The sequence below is a fragment of the Janthinobacterium rivuli genome (assembly GCF_029690045.1).
GTDB lineage: Bacteria > Pseudomonadota > Gammaproteobacteria > Burkholderiales > Burkholderiaceae_D > Janthinobacterium > Janthinobacterium rivuli.
In genome coordinates, this window is the sequence record NZ_CP121464.1 from 1,639,723 (window position 1) to 1,654,619 (window position 14,897).

Consider the following 14,897-nt stretch of genomic DNA (forward strand, 5'->3'; position numbering starts at 1 on the left):
AGATGAGCTATCAAGCCCCGCTGAAAGACATGTTGTTCGTGATGAACGAACTGGCCGGCCTGGCCGAAATCCACACGCTACCTGGCTGCGAAGACGCGACGCCCGACACGGCCGAAGCCGTGCTGGAAGAGAACGCCAAGTTCTGCGGCGGCGTGGTGGCCCCCTTGAACGGCCCCAGCGACAAGGAGCCGAGCTTCTGGCACGACGGGCAAGTGACTACCTCGAAAGGCTTCAAGGAAGCATTCAAGGCCTACGGCGAAGCGGGCTGGCAGGGCGTGCAGCATCCGACGGAATTTGGCGGCCAGGGCTTGCCCAAGCTCTTGGCCACGCCATGCATCGAAATGCTCAACTCGGCCAGCATCTCGTTCGCCCTGGTGGCCCTGCTGTCGGACGGCGCCATCGAAGCGCTCTTGACGGCTGGCAGTGACGAACAAAAAGCCGTCTACCTGGAAAACCTGGTATCCGGCAAATGGACGGGCACCATGAATTTGACGGAGCCGCAAGCCGGTTCCGACCTGGCCGCCGTGCGCACGCGCGCCGTGCCGCAGGAAGATGGCACCTATAAAGTGTTCGGCACGAAGATTTTCATCACGTACGGCGAACACGACATGGCGGAAAACATCGTCCACCTGGTGCTGGCCCGCACGCCGGATGCGCCCGCCGGCGTAAAAGGGATTTCCCTGTTCATCGTGCCGAAGTTCCTCGTCAACGCCGATGGCAGCCTGGGCGCGCGCAACGACGCCCATTGCGTGTCGATCGAACACAAGCTGGGCATCAAGGCCAGCCCAACGGCGGTGCTGCAATTCGGCGACCACGGTGGCGCCATCGGCACGCTGGTGGGCGAGGAAAACCGCGGTCTCGAATACATGTTCATCATGATGAACGCGGCCCGCTTCGGCGTGGGCCTGCAAGGCATCGGCCTGGCCGAGCGCGCCTACCAGCAGGCCGTGGCGTTCGCCAAGGACCGCGTGCAGTCGCGCGACCTGGCTGGCTCGCCCGGTCCGGTGTCCATCATCCATCACCCGGACGTGCGCCGCATGCTGATGTCCATGCGCTCGCAAACGGAGGCGGCGCGCGCGCTGGCCTACGTGGGGGCGGCCATCAGCGACGTGGCGCACCACCATCCGGAGGCGGACGTGCGCGCGGAAAGCCTGGCGACCTATGAATACCTGGTGCCCGTGATCAAGGGCTGGGCCACGGAAATGTCGCAGGACGTCACGCGCGACGGCGTGCAAGTGCATGGCGGCATGGGTTTTATTGAAGAAACGGGCGCCGCCCAGCATTACCGCGACGCCAAAATCTTGACCATCTACGAAGGCACGACGGCCATCCAGGCCAACGACCTCGTGGGCCGCAAGACGGTACGCGACGGCGGTGCCGTGGCGAAAGCCATCATCGCCCAGGTGCGCGCCACGGAAGCCCAGCTGGGCGAACTGACCGGTGCCGACTTCCAGGCCATGCAGCGTCACCTGGCCGAAGGCAGTGCCGCGCTTGAAGCGGTGGTGGAGTATGTGGTGGCGAACATGAAGACGGACATCAAGGCCGTGTTCGCAGGCAGTGTGCCGTATCTGAAGCTGGCCGGCATCGTGCTGGGCGGCTGGCAAATGGCGCGCGCGGCTGTGGTGGCGCAGCAAAGGCTGGGAGAAGGCAGCGGCGACGCTTCGTTCTACAAGGCAAAAATCGCCACGGCGCGCTTCTTTGCCGACCACATCCTGTCGCAAGCGCCAGGACTGCGCGCCACCATCATCGACGGCAGCGCCGGCGTGATGGCGCTGTCGGAGGAGCAGTTTTAAGTTGAAACTTGGCCAGCCGAAGCTGGCTGAATGCAAAAAAGCGCTGGAGATCACTCTCCAGCGCTTTTTTTAACCCCAAACGTAAGTGCCGGGGTCGGACCCTCAGGGTCCGACCCCAGTCCTTGCTCTTGGGTTCAGCTTACCTTCTGGCAATACCATTACCTGAATTGCGCACCAGGTCGCCAGCCGCCAGCCCTGGATCCTGGTCAAACGCGAAGTCCGCCTTGGCGCCCGTTTCGTATTGCACGGTGACGGTCCATACCTTGCTGTTTTTCATGTGGCCTTCGACTTGCTTGCCCGCGAAAGCGCCGCCTGCGGCACCGGCCAGGGTGGCCAGATCCTTGCCGCGTCCGCCGCCGACCTGGCGGCCCAGCAGGGCGCCGGCCACGCCGCCGCCGATCATGCCCAGCGCACCGCCTTCACCGGCCTTTTCAGCGACGTTGACTGCCAGCACCTTGCCGCAATCGGCGCAGATCTGGTGCTGTGGCTGCTTGGAAGGCTGGCTGGCGTAGGAATTACCGGCTTTTTGCGCGGCCTTGGCGTTGATGATGGCCTGGTCGTATTCGCCCTTGGCGTCGCGCAGGCATTGCATGCGCGCTTTCGAGCTGCTTTCTTCTGCACACAGTTTCTTGTCGTCCGCATAGCGGGTGCTGGCCTGCTTCGTGTCGTAGGCGTATTGCGCCTTCGGCGACAGGTTTTGCGCGAAGGCGGAAGTGCTGAACAGGGCCGTGATGGCGACTGCGAGGATGAATGGGCGACGAATCATGATCTTCTCCTAGGGGGTGTTAAATGTGCCAGTAATGTCGGCATTGTGAATGCAGTATAGAGGAAAATCATGATTGCTTACCAACACTTACATGTGGGCGAGTCGAGCTGGTTTCCGTGCGGAAATTAACCGTAGGCACCGCCTGTATACAGCAAGTCGAACAGGCGCGCCATGGTGGCGATCAGCACGCCTGCGCCTAGCATCAACGTAGCGACCAGCACGACGGCCAGGGGCCAGCCCGTGTCCGACAGGTGGCCGGAGGTGGCGTTGTAGCGCGCATCCCATTTGTCGTCCGGCATCAGGCCCAGCACCAGCGCTTGCAGGAAGCCGCCCAGGGCGGACAGAGTCAGCGGCAATATCTGATAAAACCAGTCGGCATCGGGAAACAGCTGGCGCAGCAGCAAGCTGGCGGGCAGGGCGGCCAGGTGCAGCCATCCCCAGCGGTCCTTGGCGCCATGCAGGTAGAAGCGGTGGGCGCCCAGCATGCCCAGCAGGAAGGCCAGCAGTGCCGTGAAGGCCTTGTTCTTGTGCGACTGTTGCAAAATGGTAGCGGTGGTCATGGGACTCCAGAGTTGCTCATCGGTAAAGATTGCCAGTATCGGTCATCGTCTCGCACAACGATAGCACTTTCCTGTGGCGTTTATGTAATGATTTCGCCTGATGCCAAGCCATGGCCGGCACGATAGACGCACGCGCCTATTGCGTCTTCGGCCATGACTGGTCATAATGTTTGATTAGCCCAAATTACACGCCCGTCATCATAACGCTTGCTGCCTGGCGGTAAAGCGCGCTATAATTTGCGGCTTTTTCCGCCTCAGCACACTTTTTGGAAATATTATGGTCGTTATTCGTTTAGCTCGTGGAGGCGCCAAGAAGCGCCCGTTCTTCAACATCGTCGCTACTGATTCGCGCAATCGCCGCGATGGTCGCTTCATTGAGCGTATCGGTTTTTACAACCCGATGGCGCAAGGTGGCGAAGTTCCACTGCGTATCACCGCAGACCGTCTGGCCTACTGGCAAGGCGTTGGCGCACAATTGTCGCCAACCGTTGCTCGCCTGGTAGCTAGCAACAACAAAGCAGCAGCTTAATTAGATCACTGGTTTGACGGTCAAGACTGCATCCGGGGTGAAAGTCCCCGATGACCTGGTACAGGTAGGCTATGTCTCCGGTGCTTATGGCATTGCTGGCGGAGTCAGGATCACTCCTTTCTCCGACGACGCGGATGCATTATTAAGCGTCAAAACCTGGTGGTTTGATAAACCGACCTTGCATGATGTTCAAGTCAGGCAAGCGAAGTTACACGGCGGCGACGTCGTGGCCCAGCTGGTGGGTGTGGTCGGGCGGGATGCCGCAGAAGCGCTGAAAGGCGTCTCTGTGCAAATTCCGCGTAGCCATTTCCCGACGCTGACGGCCGATGAATTTTATTGGTCCGATCTGATCGGACTGACAGTCGAGAATTTGCAAGGCGAGTGCCTCGGCACAGTGCACGACATGATGAGCAATGGTCCGCAGTCGATCTTGCGCGTTACGCCCGTCGCCACTGCCGATGAGACCGTTGAAAAGGCGCCTGAGCGCCTGATCCCGTTTGTTGGCCAGTTTGTCATTAACGTTGACAAGGCTGCCAGCAAGATCACGGTCGACTGGGGCCTCGATTATTAAACCGCCTGCGCTTAACAATGCGCCGGGCAAACGTTGCAGGATGGTGAGCGATGCAATTTGATGTCGTGACCCTGTTCCCGGAAATGTTTGCCGCGCTGACGCAGTCGGGTGTGACCCGGCGCGCCTTCGAGCAGGGGAAATGTGGCTTGTCGCTGTGGAATCCCCGTGATTTCACCACCGACAATCACCGTACCGTGGATGACCGCCCGTATGGCGGCGGCCCCGGCATGGTGATGATGGCCCGTCCCCTCGAAGCGACAATCAATGCCGCGAAGCAACGCCAGACCGAATCGGGCCTGGCGGCGCCCCGCGTGGTGTTCATGTCGCCGCAAGGCCGTCCGTTGACGCACGAGCGCGTCACGCAGCTGAAAGCCGAACCTGGTTTGGTGATCCTGTGTGGCCGCTACGAAGCCGTGGACCAGCGTTTGCTGGACCGTTGCGTCGACGAGGAAATCAGCGTCGGCGACTTCGTGTTGTCGGGCGGTGAATTGCCTGCCATGGCGCTGATGGATGCGGTGATCCGCTTGTTGCCGGGTGTCTTGAACACCGAGGCATCGGCCATCGAGGACAGTTTCGTCAATGGCTTGCTCGATTCGCCGCACTACACGCGGCCGGAAACATACGAAGGCATGGCCGTACCGCCCGTCTTGATGGGTGGCAATCATGCCGAGATCGTCAAGTGGCGCCGCCAGCGCATGCTGGAAGCGACCGCGACAAAGCGGCCTGACCTGCTGGTCAGTGCGCGCGCCGCCGGCTTGCTCAGCAAGACCGACGAAAAATTCTTGGCCAGCCTGTAAGCCGTCTCCGGACGGCCGGCAGGGTGGCCAGTAGTGCCGGGCATGTTGCCCAAATTGGTAATACCCATCCTCTACCGGGCGGATACTTGCTATCCACAGTGCGCCGGCATGATGGTTTTCGGAGTTATAAAATGGACTTGATTCAACAATTAGAGCAAGAAGAGATCGCCCGTCTGGGTAAATCGATTCCTGACTTCGCACCAGGCGATACCGTTATCGTCAGCGTCAACGTAGTCGAAGGTACGCGCAAGCGCGCCCAGGCTTACGAAGGCGTCGTTATCTCCCGTCGTAACCGTGGCCTGAACTCGAACTTCATCGTTCGCAAGATCTCGTCCGGCGAAGGCGTTGAGCGTACGTTCCAACTGTACTCGCCGCTGATCGCTTCGATCGAAGTGAAACGCCGTGGTGACGTTCGCCGCGCCAAGCTGTACTATCTGCGTGAGCGTTCGGGTAAATCGGCGCGTATCAAAGAAAAATTGCCAAATCGCCGCGTTGTGGCGAAAGCAAGCGCGTAATATCAGCGTCTGCGTTGGGAAAAGGGTGCCTCGCGGCGCCCTTTTTTTATTCTGAATTGCTGTTGAGGCAAGCTGCCATGGCCACTATCGCATTTGATCCAAAACAACTCGCCATCGATTCGATCGCCGGCGAAGCGGCGCTGGACGCCGTGCGCCTGACGCCGGACTGGCTGCGCCAGCGCCTGGCCGAACAGCCTGACTGGCAGCCCGAGATGACCCAGGATTTTCTGTCCGCCCGCGCCGTGCCCGTGCGCGCCGCCGTGCTCATTCCGCTGGTGCAGCGCCCGCAGGGCTTGACCATCTTGCTGACCATGCGCACGGATCACCTGAGCAGCCATGCGGGCCAGGTCAGCTTTCCCGGCGGGCGCAGCGAAGCCTTCGATGCGTCGCCCGTCGCCACGGCCTTGCGCGAGACGGAGGAAGAAGTGGGTCTGGCGCGCGAGCATATCGAAGTGCTGGGCTGCCTGCCCGACTACCTGACGGGCACCGGCTACCAGGTCACGCCCGTGGTGGGCCTGGTGACGCCGCCGTTCGAGCTGCGCGCCGACCCGTCCGAAGTGGCGGAAATTTTCGAAGTGCCGCTGGCCTTCCTCATGGATGGCCTCAACCATCAGCGCCTGTCGGTGGAATTGCCCGGCGGGCGGCGCTCGTTCTACGCGATGCCGTATGAGCGCTTCTATATTTGGGGCGCCACCGCCGGCATGCTGCGCAATCTGTTTCACCTCTTGCGCGCGTAAAATGATGCCGCGCACGTAATAAGTTTGATTCCAGCACGGCACTGCGCTATCGTAGCGGGCATTGCGGTATTGCTGAAAAAGACAAAAAGGACGTTTGATGACATTTCTCTCCATACTTTGCGCATTGCTGATCGAGCAGCTCAAACCTTTGCGCGCGGACAATCCGATCTACGCCGAAATCAAGAGCCTGGCGATGCGCATGGAGACCTGGTTCAATGCCGGCCACGCCAACCATGGCCGCATGGGCTGGTTCCTCATGATCGGTGCGTTGATGGTGCCGACGGCAGGCGTGTACTGGCTCTTGCGGTATTACCAGCTGACCCCCCTGGCCTTCGTCTGGAACGTCCTTATCGTCTACCTGACCCTGGGCTTCCGTCACTACAGCCATTATTTCACCTCGATCCAGCTGGCCCTGAGCGCCGGCGACGAAGCGTCCGCGCGCACCTTGCTGGGCGAGTGGACCAAACTCGACACGGTAGGCATGGAAGCAAGCGAAATCGCCCGCATCGCCGTGGAAAAAGCCCTGATCACGACGCACCGCAATGTGTTTGGCGTGTTCTTCTGGTTCCTGATGCCGGTGGGTCCTGCCTGCGCCGTGATGTACCGCGTGGCCGAATACCTGGCGCGCGCCTGGAACGAGCCTGAGCACATGCGCAATGAAGCGTTCGGCCAGTTCGCCGCGCGCGCCTTTTACTGGATCGACTGGATCCCCGTGCGCCTGACGGCCGTGGCGTTTGCCGTGGTCGGCAATTTCGAGGATGCCATCTACGCCTGGCGCAATTTCGCCCAGCGCTGGCAGGACGAGGCCATCGGCATCATCCTGACGGCCGGCGGCGGCGCCATGGGCGTACGCCTGGGCACGCCAGCGGAAACGGCGGCCCGCGTGCTCGTCACGCCGGACATGGCCGTCGATGACAGCGACAGCGAAAGCGATATCCTGCCAGGCGAAGAGCCGGGCGCGCGCGCCTTGCAGAGCACGGTGGGCCTGGTCTGGCGCGCCTTGCTGCTGTGGATGCTGCTGCTGTTGTTGATGTCGGGCGCCGTTTTCCTCGGCTGACGCGGGCGCACACGCGCCATCCATGCGCCTTGCGCGTGGAACAAGGTTAAAATAGGGGCTGGCGCGTTAGGCGTGCCGGCCCCTGTTTGCATCGTCAGGGCAGATCGAGGTAGAACCCAAGTCTTCTATAAGATATAATACTGGCTTACCGCAGCAAACGTAGTTGACTACCAGCCCGGCTTACCCGCCGGGGCCATTCACGCAATCCAGTCCCGACAAGCCACATGGCCGAGTTATCTCAAAAAACAGGGGAACTCTCAGACGAGTTCTTCATCCTTGGTCTCACCAGCAATGGCAAGCAATTCCGACCCAGCGATTGGGCCGAGCGCCTTTGTGGAGTGATGTCCTGTTTCAATCCCGAAGGTGGCGGGCGCAATGCGCACCTCCAGTATTCGCCCTACGTGCGCCCGACCGTCGTCAATGGCGTCAAATCGGTGGTGGTCAACACGAAGTTGCGCGAGATCGAGCCGATGGCGTTTCACTTCGTGCGCGAATTTGCCAAGGATAACGACCTGCAAATCGTCGAAGCCTGCTTCCTGCCGCCCCCCGAAGAAAAGTAAGACTCGTTTCATTGATGTGCCTCAAACCCGCCACGGCGGGCTGGCGTAGCGTGGACACTCTGCCTCAAACGGAGTGGCGACATGCGCATCGGCGACATCTGTACCCTGCACACCATCCATTGCCAGCGTGACACCAGCGTGCAAGACGCGGCGCTGCTGATGCGCCAGCACCACGTGGGCGACCTGATCGTGGCCGAGCAGCCGAACGGCGAGCGCGTCCCCATCGGCATCCTCACCGACCGCGACATCGTCATTTCCGTCATCGCCCTGGGCCTCGACCCCGCCAGCCTGCTGGTGGGCGACATCATGAGCGCGCAGCTGCTCACGGCCAGCGAAGACGAAGACGTCTACGACATCATCGAACGCATGCGCGTCAACGGCATCCGGCGCCTGCCCGTGGTCAACAGCCTGGGTGCGCTTTCCGGCGTCGTCAGCATCGACGACCTGCTGGCCTTCCTGGCCCAGGAGATGGCCGAGCTGGCGCGTATCAGCAGCGGCCAGCTGGTGCATGAAAAGCGCACCAGAAAGTAAGCCGGTATTGCGCAATTCCGGTCAAGTCACGCCTGCCTGAAAATGCTACAGTCGCTGCTCGTTCAACGGGAAGCGTCCATGCACACTCTGGCCAAGGCACTCTGGTATATCGAATCGCATTATGCGCAAAATATTTCGCTCGGCGACATCGCCCACGTGGGCGGCGCCTCGCCGTGCCACCTGACGCGCGCGTTTGGCCTGGCCACGGGCCACTCCGTGATGCGCTATGTGCGGGCGCGCCGGCTCAGCGAGGCGGCCCGCGCGCTGGCGCAGGGCGCGCAAGACATCCTCGCCGTCGCCCTGCAGGCCGGCTACAGTTCCCATGAGGCATTTACACGGGCCTTCCGCGACCAGTTCCAGATCACGCCGGAAAAGGTGCGGGCCCAGCGCCACGTTGCCAACCTCGCGCTGGTGGACGCCATCAAAATGGATGTGGCGCCTGGCGTGGCCCTGGAAGCGCCGCGTTTCGAGCAGGGTCCCGCCTTGCTGCTGGCCGGCCTCGTCGAACGTTATCGCGCCGAAACGGCTGCCGGCATCCCCGCCCTGTGGCAGCGCTTTCTGCCCCATGCGGCGCCCGGCCAGCTGGTGTATGGCGTGTGCTGCAACAATGACGAGGCGGGCAATTTCGATTACCTGTGCGCCATGCCGGTGAGCGACTTTTCCCAGGCCCCCGAGGGCTGGATGCGGCTGCGCATCGCGCCGCGGCGCTATGCCGTGTTTCATCACCGCGGCCACATTTCCACCATCCGCGCCACCTGGCATACGGTGTGGAACGAGTGGTTGCCCCAGTCCGGCCTGGAAGTGGCCGACGCGCCCGATTTTGAACGTTACGACCAGCAGTTCGACCCCGCCAGCGGCATCGGCGGCGTGGAAATCTGGCTCCCCTTGAAAGCATGAGCATGCTCAATACCTTGTCCAATACCTTGTCTGCGCCGGCCCTGTTTGCCGGCGGCACCGCGCTGCGCCAGCGCCTGTTGCAAATCGCTGCCGCTCTGGCGGCCGGCGTGCCTTTGTACTGGGTGCTGGGACCGCAGCCGCTGGGCCCGCTGGCCTGGTGCGCGCCGCTGCCCGTGCTGTGGCTGGCCCTGCGCTCGTCGCGTCGCGATGCGGCCTGGATGACGTTCCTGGCCGCCGTGCTCGGCTTGTCGTCGAACCTTGCCTATTTCCGCCTGCTGATGCCTTTGCCGGCCGTGCTGGCCGCGATCGCCGTCAAGGCACTGCTGTGGCTGCTGGTGGTACTGGCCACGCGGCGCCTCGTGCTGCGCTACAGGGCAAGCTGGACGGTGCTGGCGTATCCCGCGCTGTGGGTCGCCATCGATACCCTGATGGCCGCATTGCTGCCGGACGGTAACTGGGGCAGCCTCGCGTATTCGCAAGCCGATAATATTGCCGTGTTGCAGGTGGCGGCCCTGGCCGGCGTGCCTGGCCTGCTTTTCTTGCTGTGCCTGGTGCCATCCGCGCTGGCCTTGCTGCTGGCCGGGGGCCGCGCGTATGTGCCAGCGGCGAGCACAGCCGTGCTGCTGCTGGCGGCCGCGTGGGCCGGTGGCGCCTGGCGCGTGCACGGCGCCCCTGCGCCGTCCGGCCCGCTGGCGGGGCTGGTGACCATCGATGACTTTATCGGCCCGGCCACGCCGCCGGCGCGCGCGCAAGCCATCTGGGACCAGTACGCGCGCCACGTCGAAGCGCTGGCCGGGCAGGGTGCCACGCTGGTGCTGCTGCCGGAAAAGATCGCCGTGCTGGACCCCGCGCAGGCGGACGCCGTGCGGCAGCGTTTCCAGGCGCTGGCGCGCGGCACGGGCGCGTGGATCACCGTGGGGATTGGCGTGCAGGACGCCGCCGGCCGGCGCAACCTGGCCTGGTTGTTCGCGCCCGATGGCGCGGTGCCCGTCAGCTATCAGAAACAGCATCTGGCGCCGCCCGAGCGCGAGTTTCTTGCCGGTAGCGCATATGCCGTGCAGCCGGTGGCGGGGCAGGCCATGGGCCTGGCCATCTGCAAGGACATGCATTTTGCCTCCCTGGGGCAGACGTATGGCGCGGCCGGCGCGCAGGCGATGCTGGTGCCGGCCTGGGATTTTCAACTGGACGCCTGGATGGGCGCGCGCATGACGGTCGTGCGCGGCGTGGAAAACGGTTACGCCGTGCTGCGCGCGGCGCGCGAGGGCGTGCTGACGGTCAGCGATGCGTATGGCCGCGTACTGGTGGAACGGGCCAGCAGCGCCATGCCGGGCAGCACCTTGCTGGCGCCGCTGCCGGCGCAGCCGTCTATTGCCACTTGGGCTGGATGGCTGGGGCCGCTATTCGGCTGGCTGTGCGTGGCGCTAAGCGTGATCCTGCTGTGCATGGGCCGCCGCGCCGCGCCCGCTGCCTGAGGCATAAGGCTCTGTTTTGTTGCAATGCGCAAAAGCGTATTGCACGGCCTTATTTTATATTCCGCGCAGGCAGCCACATAATCGCCGCCGATGATTGCACCATCGCCGTGCATATATTCGGCGAGATACCGGCATATATATTGCACTGCAATAAGTGGTGTTATCTGGTATTGAGAAATTCGGCCATCTGGTATTAATTGGTACTTAATTCCGCCACGAAGTCATACATATCGCCGCGGAAGTAGGAGCGGCAAAATTCCACGGCGCGGCCATCGCGCAAAAAGCCCAGCCTTTCCACCGACAAGCCCGCGTCGCCTTCCTCCGCCTGCAACAGGCTGGCCTGTTCCCCCGTCAACAAAAGCGCGCTGAGCCGCTGCAAGGCGCGCACGGGCCGGTTGCCGGCCTGTTCCAGCGCGTCATACATCGATACGTCGACTGCGTCGAGCGCCGGCAGGCAACTGGCGACGATGGTCGCGTACTCCAGGCACATCGGTATTTCGTCCGCATAGCGGATGCGGTGGAAGCGGTACACGGGCGCGCCCGGCGACAGCCGCAGGCGCAAGGCCTCTTCCGGCGTGACGGTGCCCTCCGCGCGCTTGAGCCACACGCTGCGCGGCGTGCGTCCGCGCGCCCGCATGTCCTCGGAAAACGAGGTCAGCTTGGCGAAATTTTTCTCGATGCGCGTATTGATGAAATTGCCCGAGCCGGGGCGCCGCACCAGCAAGCCCTCGTTGACGAGGCCATCGATGGCCTTGCGCACGGTGATGCGCGAGACGGACAGGTCGCTGGCCAGCTGGCGCTCGGCCGGCAGGGCTTCCTCTGGGCCGAGGATGCGCTTGTCGATCGCTTCGCGCAGCGCGCGCTGCAGTTGCTGGTACAGGGGCAGGCTACTCGTCTGCCCCAGGCCTTGCATGATGTGAGCCAGGGTGGTCATACGCTGAGGGTCTCCGTTACGGCGCGTTGCAGACGCGCTCTGTATCTGTTTTGTGTCGCTGGATAATACCAAAAAAGGCCGTTATAAAACCAATTTGAATTATCAGGCCAGCAATTTATGCCCTGCCTCACAGGTATTTAACCGGCTCATACGGGCTACGGATTGATTTGGATAAAGTGGTCTGTGTGATTCAAGCAACGTTATAAAAAAAAAGTTGCAACTGGTAGTGTTCTGGTATTGGATAGTAGTATATTGGCGTTGAATTGGTTTTGTAAGTGGTTGTGCCGAAGGGTCTGCAGCATGCCGGCGAGAGTGGGCGGGCTGGAAAGAAGACCTACATTAAAAATGAAAAGGTTCCAATCCTGGAGCCTAAATCAAGGGGGAGTACATGAAACGCAATTTGACAGCTAGCGGTGTAACGCGCCTGACGCCTATCGCGGCAGCCGTGGGGTTGATGGTACTGGGTGCGAGTTTTGCCGCCCAGGCGCAGGAAGCAGTGCAGCCGGATTCAAGTGTTGTGGTGGTAACCGGCGTGCGCGCCGCAATGGCCCAGTCGCTCAATCAAAAGCGTAATTCCGACTCCCTGGTCGAAGTCGTCACGGCCGAAGACGTGGGCAAGATGCCGGACAAGAGCGTTGCCGATTCGCTGCAGCGCATCCCTGGCGTGTCCGTCGCCACGGCAGGCGGCTCCGAAGGCGGCTTTGGCGACAATGACCGCGTCAGCCTGAAAGGCACGCCGTCGAACCTGACCTTGACCACCCTGAACGGCCACACCGTGTCGAGCGGCGACTGGTATATCTCGAATATCACGAACGGCGGCCGCAGCGTCAGCTACTCCATGTTCCCGTCCGAGCTGATCGGCCGCGTCACCGTACACAAAAGCTCGCAAGCGGACCTGATCGAAGGCGGCGCCGCCGGCAATGTCAATATCGAAACCCGCAAGCCCTTGAGCTTCAAGAAGAATCTGACCCTGATGGGTTCGATTGAAGGCGCTTACACGGAATCGTCCAAGAAAACCGATGCGCAAGTCAGCGGCTTGATCAACTGGAAGAACGACGCCAACGACCTGGGTATCTTGCTGCAGGTGTTTAACGAAAAACGCACCTTGCGCCGCCAGGGCCAGGAATTCCTGTGGTGGGAAAAGCTTGACGACACGAATGCGAAAGCCTGGATTGCCGCCAATCCTTCAATCGCAGGCAAGTCTTTGTCATTCCTGACCGGTTCATCGCTGTTTGAGCAGAAGCGCCAGCGCAAGGGCGGCTCGCTGGACATCGAATACAAGGTATCGAACGACCTGAGCTTCAACGTCAACGGCTTCTACACCCGCCTCGATGCGGACAACGTCAATACCAACTTCATGCTGGCGCCGTATCAAGTCCTGTCGAATAACTGGAGCAACGTGGGTGGCGCCATCCCGTCGTCGTACACGCTCAAGGGCAACACGATTACGTCGATCGCCTTCCCGTCGAAGTGCCCGGTCGCCGATTGCTCGGAAATGGGCGCCTCGGTGCAGGACATCATTGCCCGTCCAGGTTCCTACAGCGATTCGAAATTTGTCGACTTTAACTTCAAGTACCGCGCCAACGCCAACCTGAAGTTTACTGGCCAGGTCGGTACCACGCGCGGCACAGGCCACGCCCGCGACTACGCGTATGAAGGCTGGCTGGCCTATTCGGGCAGCAGTCTGACCATGCATGGCACCGATGCGCCGGCCAATGTCGTCATCGACAATGCCGCGACCTTGAATCCGCGCACCGGCGCCCCGTTCTTCACCGGTTGGGCAACGGACACCACCACGCGTGACAAGGAAAACTATGGCCAGGTCGATGGTGCCTACAGCACCGTATGGGATGCCGTGCCGACCATCCGTTTTGGTCTGCGTACCGCCAAGCATGACCGTTCCCTGACCGCGCTCGAAGGCACCTATGGAGCGGGCGCCGGTCTGCTGGAAAATGTGCCGAAAGGCTTGACGCGTTTCCCGACCAGTCCCCTGGCCAACGTGCTGCAGAATCCCTGGACCTTCAGCGGTTCCTCGATGAAGGAGTGGGGCGACAAGTACGTGACGTACGACAGGCATGCTTACCAGGGCGAATTCCAGATGACGGAAAAGGCCAATGCCGCCTACGTCATGGGTGACCTGAACTTTGCCGACGTGCAAGGTAACTTCGGTGTGCGTTATGTCAAGACCGAGATCGACGTGGCCAATGCATCGCCGAACACCGTGTGGAAACCAACCCTCACCTCGAATACCTACAATAACTTCCTGCCGAGCGTGAACTTGCGCACGGACCTGGCGAAGAATGTCGTGTTGCGCGGCGCGGCCAGCCGCACCATGGCGCGTCCTGACTTTGGCGCACTGGGTGCCTTGAGCCTGAACGACTTGACGATGTCCGGTTCCGGCGGCAATCCGAACCTGAAGCCGATCATGTCGAACAACGTCGATGCGGGCGTGGAATGGTACTTCATGCCGAAGTCGCTGATCGCCGTGAACCTGTATCAGATGAAACTGGGTTCGTATGTCACCTACGGCTCGTCGGTGGCGCAGTACTACAACACGACTCTGGGTCGCGTAACCAACTACAACATGAGCGCCGCCGTCAATACCAAGGCGCGCGTGCGTGGCGTGGAACTGCAGTACACCCAGGACCTGAGCAATGGTTTCGGCTTCAGCGCCAACTACACCTATGCTGACGGCAAGGAAACGCAAGCGGCGCCAAAATCGGCGTGCGCCGATGAAGGCAACTGCGATATGGTCGGCACGTCGAAGAACTCGTACAACCTGTCGGGCTTCTTTGAAAATGCCAAATGGAGCGCGCGCCTGAACTACAGCTTCCGTTCCGCCTTCCTGAACGGCCTGGATCGCAAGAGCGCCATTTACCAGGATGACGTCGCCACCGTTTCGGCTTCCGTCAACTACAACATCAACGAGTTCCTGACCCTGTCGCTGGAAGGCAAGGACTTGAACAATCCGCTGTTGAAATCGTATGCCTCGACCAAAGACCAGCCGCGCGCGTTCTACAAGAATGGCCGCCAGGTATTCTTCGGCCTGCGTGGCAAGATGTAAGACGTTTTACTTGGTTAATGCCTCCCGGCGGACACCCGGGATGGCATGACAATGGCGGAGCGCAGCTGGCTCCGCCATTTTTTTATTGCAAGATGGATTTTTTATAGGGTGGGA

Annotated in this window: 15 protein-coding genes; 12 read left to right on the top strand and 3 right to left on the bottom strand. The window is 61.4% G+C overall.

The annotated features are described in order from the left end of the window. Positions 1–2 precede the first annotated feature (2 nt). A complete protein-coding gene (locus P9875_RS07305) occupies positions 3–1,793 on the top strand; it encodes an acyl-CoA dehydrogenase (RefSeq protein ID WP_278317960.1) in 1,791 nt (596 codons plus the stop codon). 139 nt (positions 1,794–1,932) lie between these two features. On the opposite strand, the gene P9875_RS07310 is transcribed toward P9875_RS07305, so the two are convergent. Together P9875_RS07310 and P9875_RS07315 are read right to left on the bottom strand one after the other, a co-directional pair. Continuing rightward, on the bottom strand, positions 1,933–2,559 hold the full coding sequence (locus P9875_RS07310; protein WP_278317961.1) for a glycine zipper 2TM domain-containing protein: 627 nt from the start codon (positions 2,557–2,559) through the stop codon (positions 1,933–1,935). A gap of 125 nt (positions 2,560–2,684) precedes the next feature. Continuing rightward, on the bottom strand, positions 2,685–3,119 hold the full coding sequence (locus P9875_RS07315; protein WP_278317962.1) for an NINE protein: 435 nt from the start codon (positions 3,117–3,119) through the stop codon (positions 2,685–2,687). A gap of 277 nt (positions 3,120–3,396) precedes the next feature. Between P9875_RS07315 and rpsP the strand changes: the two genes are divergently transcribed. The 10 genes from rpsP to P9875_RS07365 all read left to right on the top strand — a co-directional run bounded on the left by rpsP (position 3,397) and on the right by P9875_RS07365 (position 10,785). After that, positions 3,397–3,648 (top strand): 30S ribosomal protein S16, encoded by a 252-nt coding sequence (gene rpsP, locus P9875_RS07320; RefSeq protein ID WP_010395524.1) that lies wholly within the window; start codon positions 3,397–3,399, stop codon positions 3,646–3,648. A 13-nt stretch (positions 3,649–3,661) separates the two neighbouring features. Next, positions 3,662–4,219 (top strand): ribosome maturation factor RimM, encoded by a 558-nt coding sequence (rimM, locus tag P9875_RS07325; protein ID WP_034759867.1) that lies wholly within the window; start codon positions 3,662–3,664, stop codon positions 4,217–4,219. Between the two features lie 50 nt (positions 4,220–4,269). Then, positions 4,270–5,016, top strand: coding sequence for a tRNA (guanosine(37)-N1)-methyltransferase TrmD (gene trmD, locus P9875_RS07330; RefSeq protein WP_278317963.1), 747 nt, complete (start codon positions 4,270–4,272; stop codon positions 5,014–5,016). A gap of 131 nt (positions 5,017–5,147) precedes the next feature. Then, entirely contained in the window at positions 5,148–5,531 is a 384-nt protein-coding gene (rplS, locus tag P9875_RS07335) for a 50S ribosomal protein L19 (RefSeq protein WP_035825414.1), read from the top strand. Between the two features lie 77 nt (positions 5,532–5,608). Next, on the top strand, positions 5,609–6,268 hold the full coding sequence (locus P9875_RS07340) for a CoA pyrophosphatase (protein WP_099400852.1): 660 nt from the start codon (positions 5,609–5,611) through the stop codon (positions 6,266–6,268). A 97-nt stretch (positions 6,269–6,365) separates the two neighbouring features. Beyond that, positions 6,366–7,325: a CobD/CbiB family protein gene (locus P9875_RS07345; protein ID WP_035825418.1), complete on the top strand. Its 960-nt coding sequence runs from the start codon at positions 6,366–6,368 to the stop codon at positions 7,323–7,325. A 224-nt stretch (positions 7,326–7,549) separates the two neighbouring features. Then, positions 7,550–7,885 (top strand): DUF3579 domain-containing protein, encoded by a 336-nt coding sequence (locus tag P9875_RS07350; RefSeq protein WP_029496213.1) that lies wholly within the window; start codon positions 7,550–7,552, stop codon positions 7,883–7,885. 81 nt (positions 7,886–7,966) lie between these two features. Next, positions 7,967–8,416 (top strand): CBS domain-containing protein, encoded by a 450-nt coding sequence (locus P9875_RS07355; protein ID WP_070221849.1) that lies wholly within the window; start codon positions 7,967–7,969, stop codon positions 8,414–8,416. Positions 8,417–8,494: 78 nt separating this feature from the next. Continuing rightward, complete coding sequence (locus P9875_RS07360; RefSeq protein WP_176390812.1) at positions 8,495–9,313, top strand: AraC family transcriptional regulator; 819 nt, start codon at positions 8,495–8,497, stop codon at positions 9,311–9,313. Beyond that, positions 9,310–10,785, top strand: coding sequence for a nitrilase-related carbon-nitrogen hydrolase (locus tag P9875_RS07365; RefSeq protein WP_278317964.1), 1,476 nt, complete (start codon positions 9,310–9,312; stop codon positions 10,783–10,785). Before P9875_RS07360 ends, P9875_RS07365 begins: the two co-directional genes overlap by 4 nt. A 193-nt stretch (positions 10,786–10,978) precedes the next feature. Here P9875_RS07365 and P9875_RS07370 read toward each other — a convergent pair whose 3' ends face one another. Further along, entirely contained in the window at positions 10,979–11,719 is a 741-nt protein-coding gene (locus P9875_RS07370) for a GntR family transcriptional regulator (protein ID WP_035825427.1), read from the bottom strand. A gap of 388 nt (positions 11,720–12,107) precedes the next feature. Here P9875_RS07370 and P9875_RS07375 point away from each other — a divergent pair, with 388 nt between their 5' ends. Continuing rightward, positions 12,108–14,783 (top strand): TonB-dependent receptor, encoded by a 2,676-nt coding sequence (locus tag P9875_RS07375; protein WP_278317965.1) that lies wholly within the window; start codon positions 12,108–12,110, stop codon positions 14,781–14,783. Positions 14,784–14,897 lie beyond the last annotated feature (114 nt).

Excerpts from the sequence above, each read along its gene's own strand:
- P9875_RS07305 (WP_278317960.1), top strand. The coding sequence starts at position 3 with ATGAGCTATCAAGCCCCGCTGAAAGACATGTTGTTCGTGATGAACGAA.
- P9875_RS07310 (WP_278317961.1), bottom strand. The coding sequence starts at position 2,559 with ATGATTCGTCGCCCATTCATCCTCGCAGTCGCCATCACGGCCCTGTTC.
- P9875_RS07315 (WP_278317962.1), bottom strand. The coding sequence starts at position 3,119 with ATGACCACCGCTACCATTTTGCAACAGTCGCACAAGAACAAGGCCTTC.
- rpsP (WP_010395524.1), top strand. The coding sequence starts at position 3,397 with ATGGTCGTTATTCGTTTAGCTCGTGGAGGCGCCAAGAAGCGCCCGTTC.
- trmD (WP_278317963.1), top strand. The coding sequence starts at position 4,270 with ATGCAATTTGATGTCGTGACCCTGTTCCCGGAAATGTTTGCCGCGCTG.
- rplS (WP_035825414.1), top strand. The coding sequence starts at position 5,148 with ATGGACTTGATTCAACAATTAGAGCAAGAAGAGATCGCCCGTCTGGGT.
- P9875_RS07340 (WP_099400852.1), top strand. The coding sequence starts at position 5,609 with ATGGCCACTATCGCATTTGATCCAAAACAACTCGCCATCGATTCGATC.
- P9875_RS07345 (WP_035825418.1), top strand. The coding sequence starts at position 6,366 with ATGACATTTCTCTCCATACTTTGCGCATTGCTGATCGAGCAGCTCAAA.
- P9875_RS07350 (WP_029496213.1), top strand. The coding sequence starts at position 7,550 with ATGGCCGAGTTATCTCAAAAAACAGGGGAACTCTCAGACGAGTTCTTC.
- P9875_RS07355 (WP_070221849.1), top strand. The coding sequence starts at position 7,967 with ATGCGCATCGGCGACATCTGTACCCTGCACACCATCCATTGCCAGCGT.
- P9875_RS07360 (WP_176390812.1), top strand. The coding sequence starts at position 8,495 with ATGCACACTCTGGCCAAGGCACTCTGGTATATCGAATCGCATTATGCG.
- P9875_RS07365 (WP_278317964.1), top strand. The coding sequence starts at position 9,310 with ATGAGCATGCTCAATACCTTGTCCAATACCTTGTCTGCGCCGGCCCTG.
- P9875_RS07370 (WP_035825427.1), bottom strand. The coding sequence starts at position 11,719 with ATGACCACCCTGGCTCACATCATGCAAGGCCTGGGGCAGACGAGTAGC.
- P9875_RS07375 (WP_278317965.1), top strand. The coding sequence starts at position 12,108 with ATGAAACGCAATTTGACAGCTAGCGGTGTAACGCGCCTGACGCCTATC.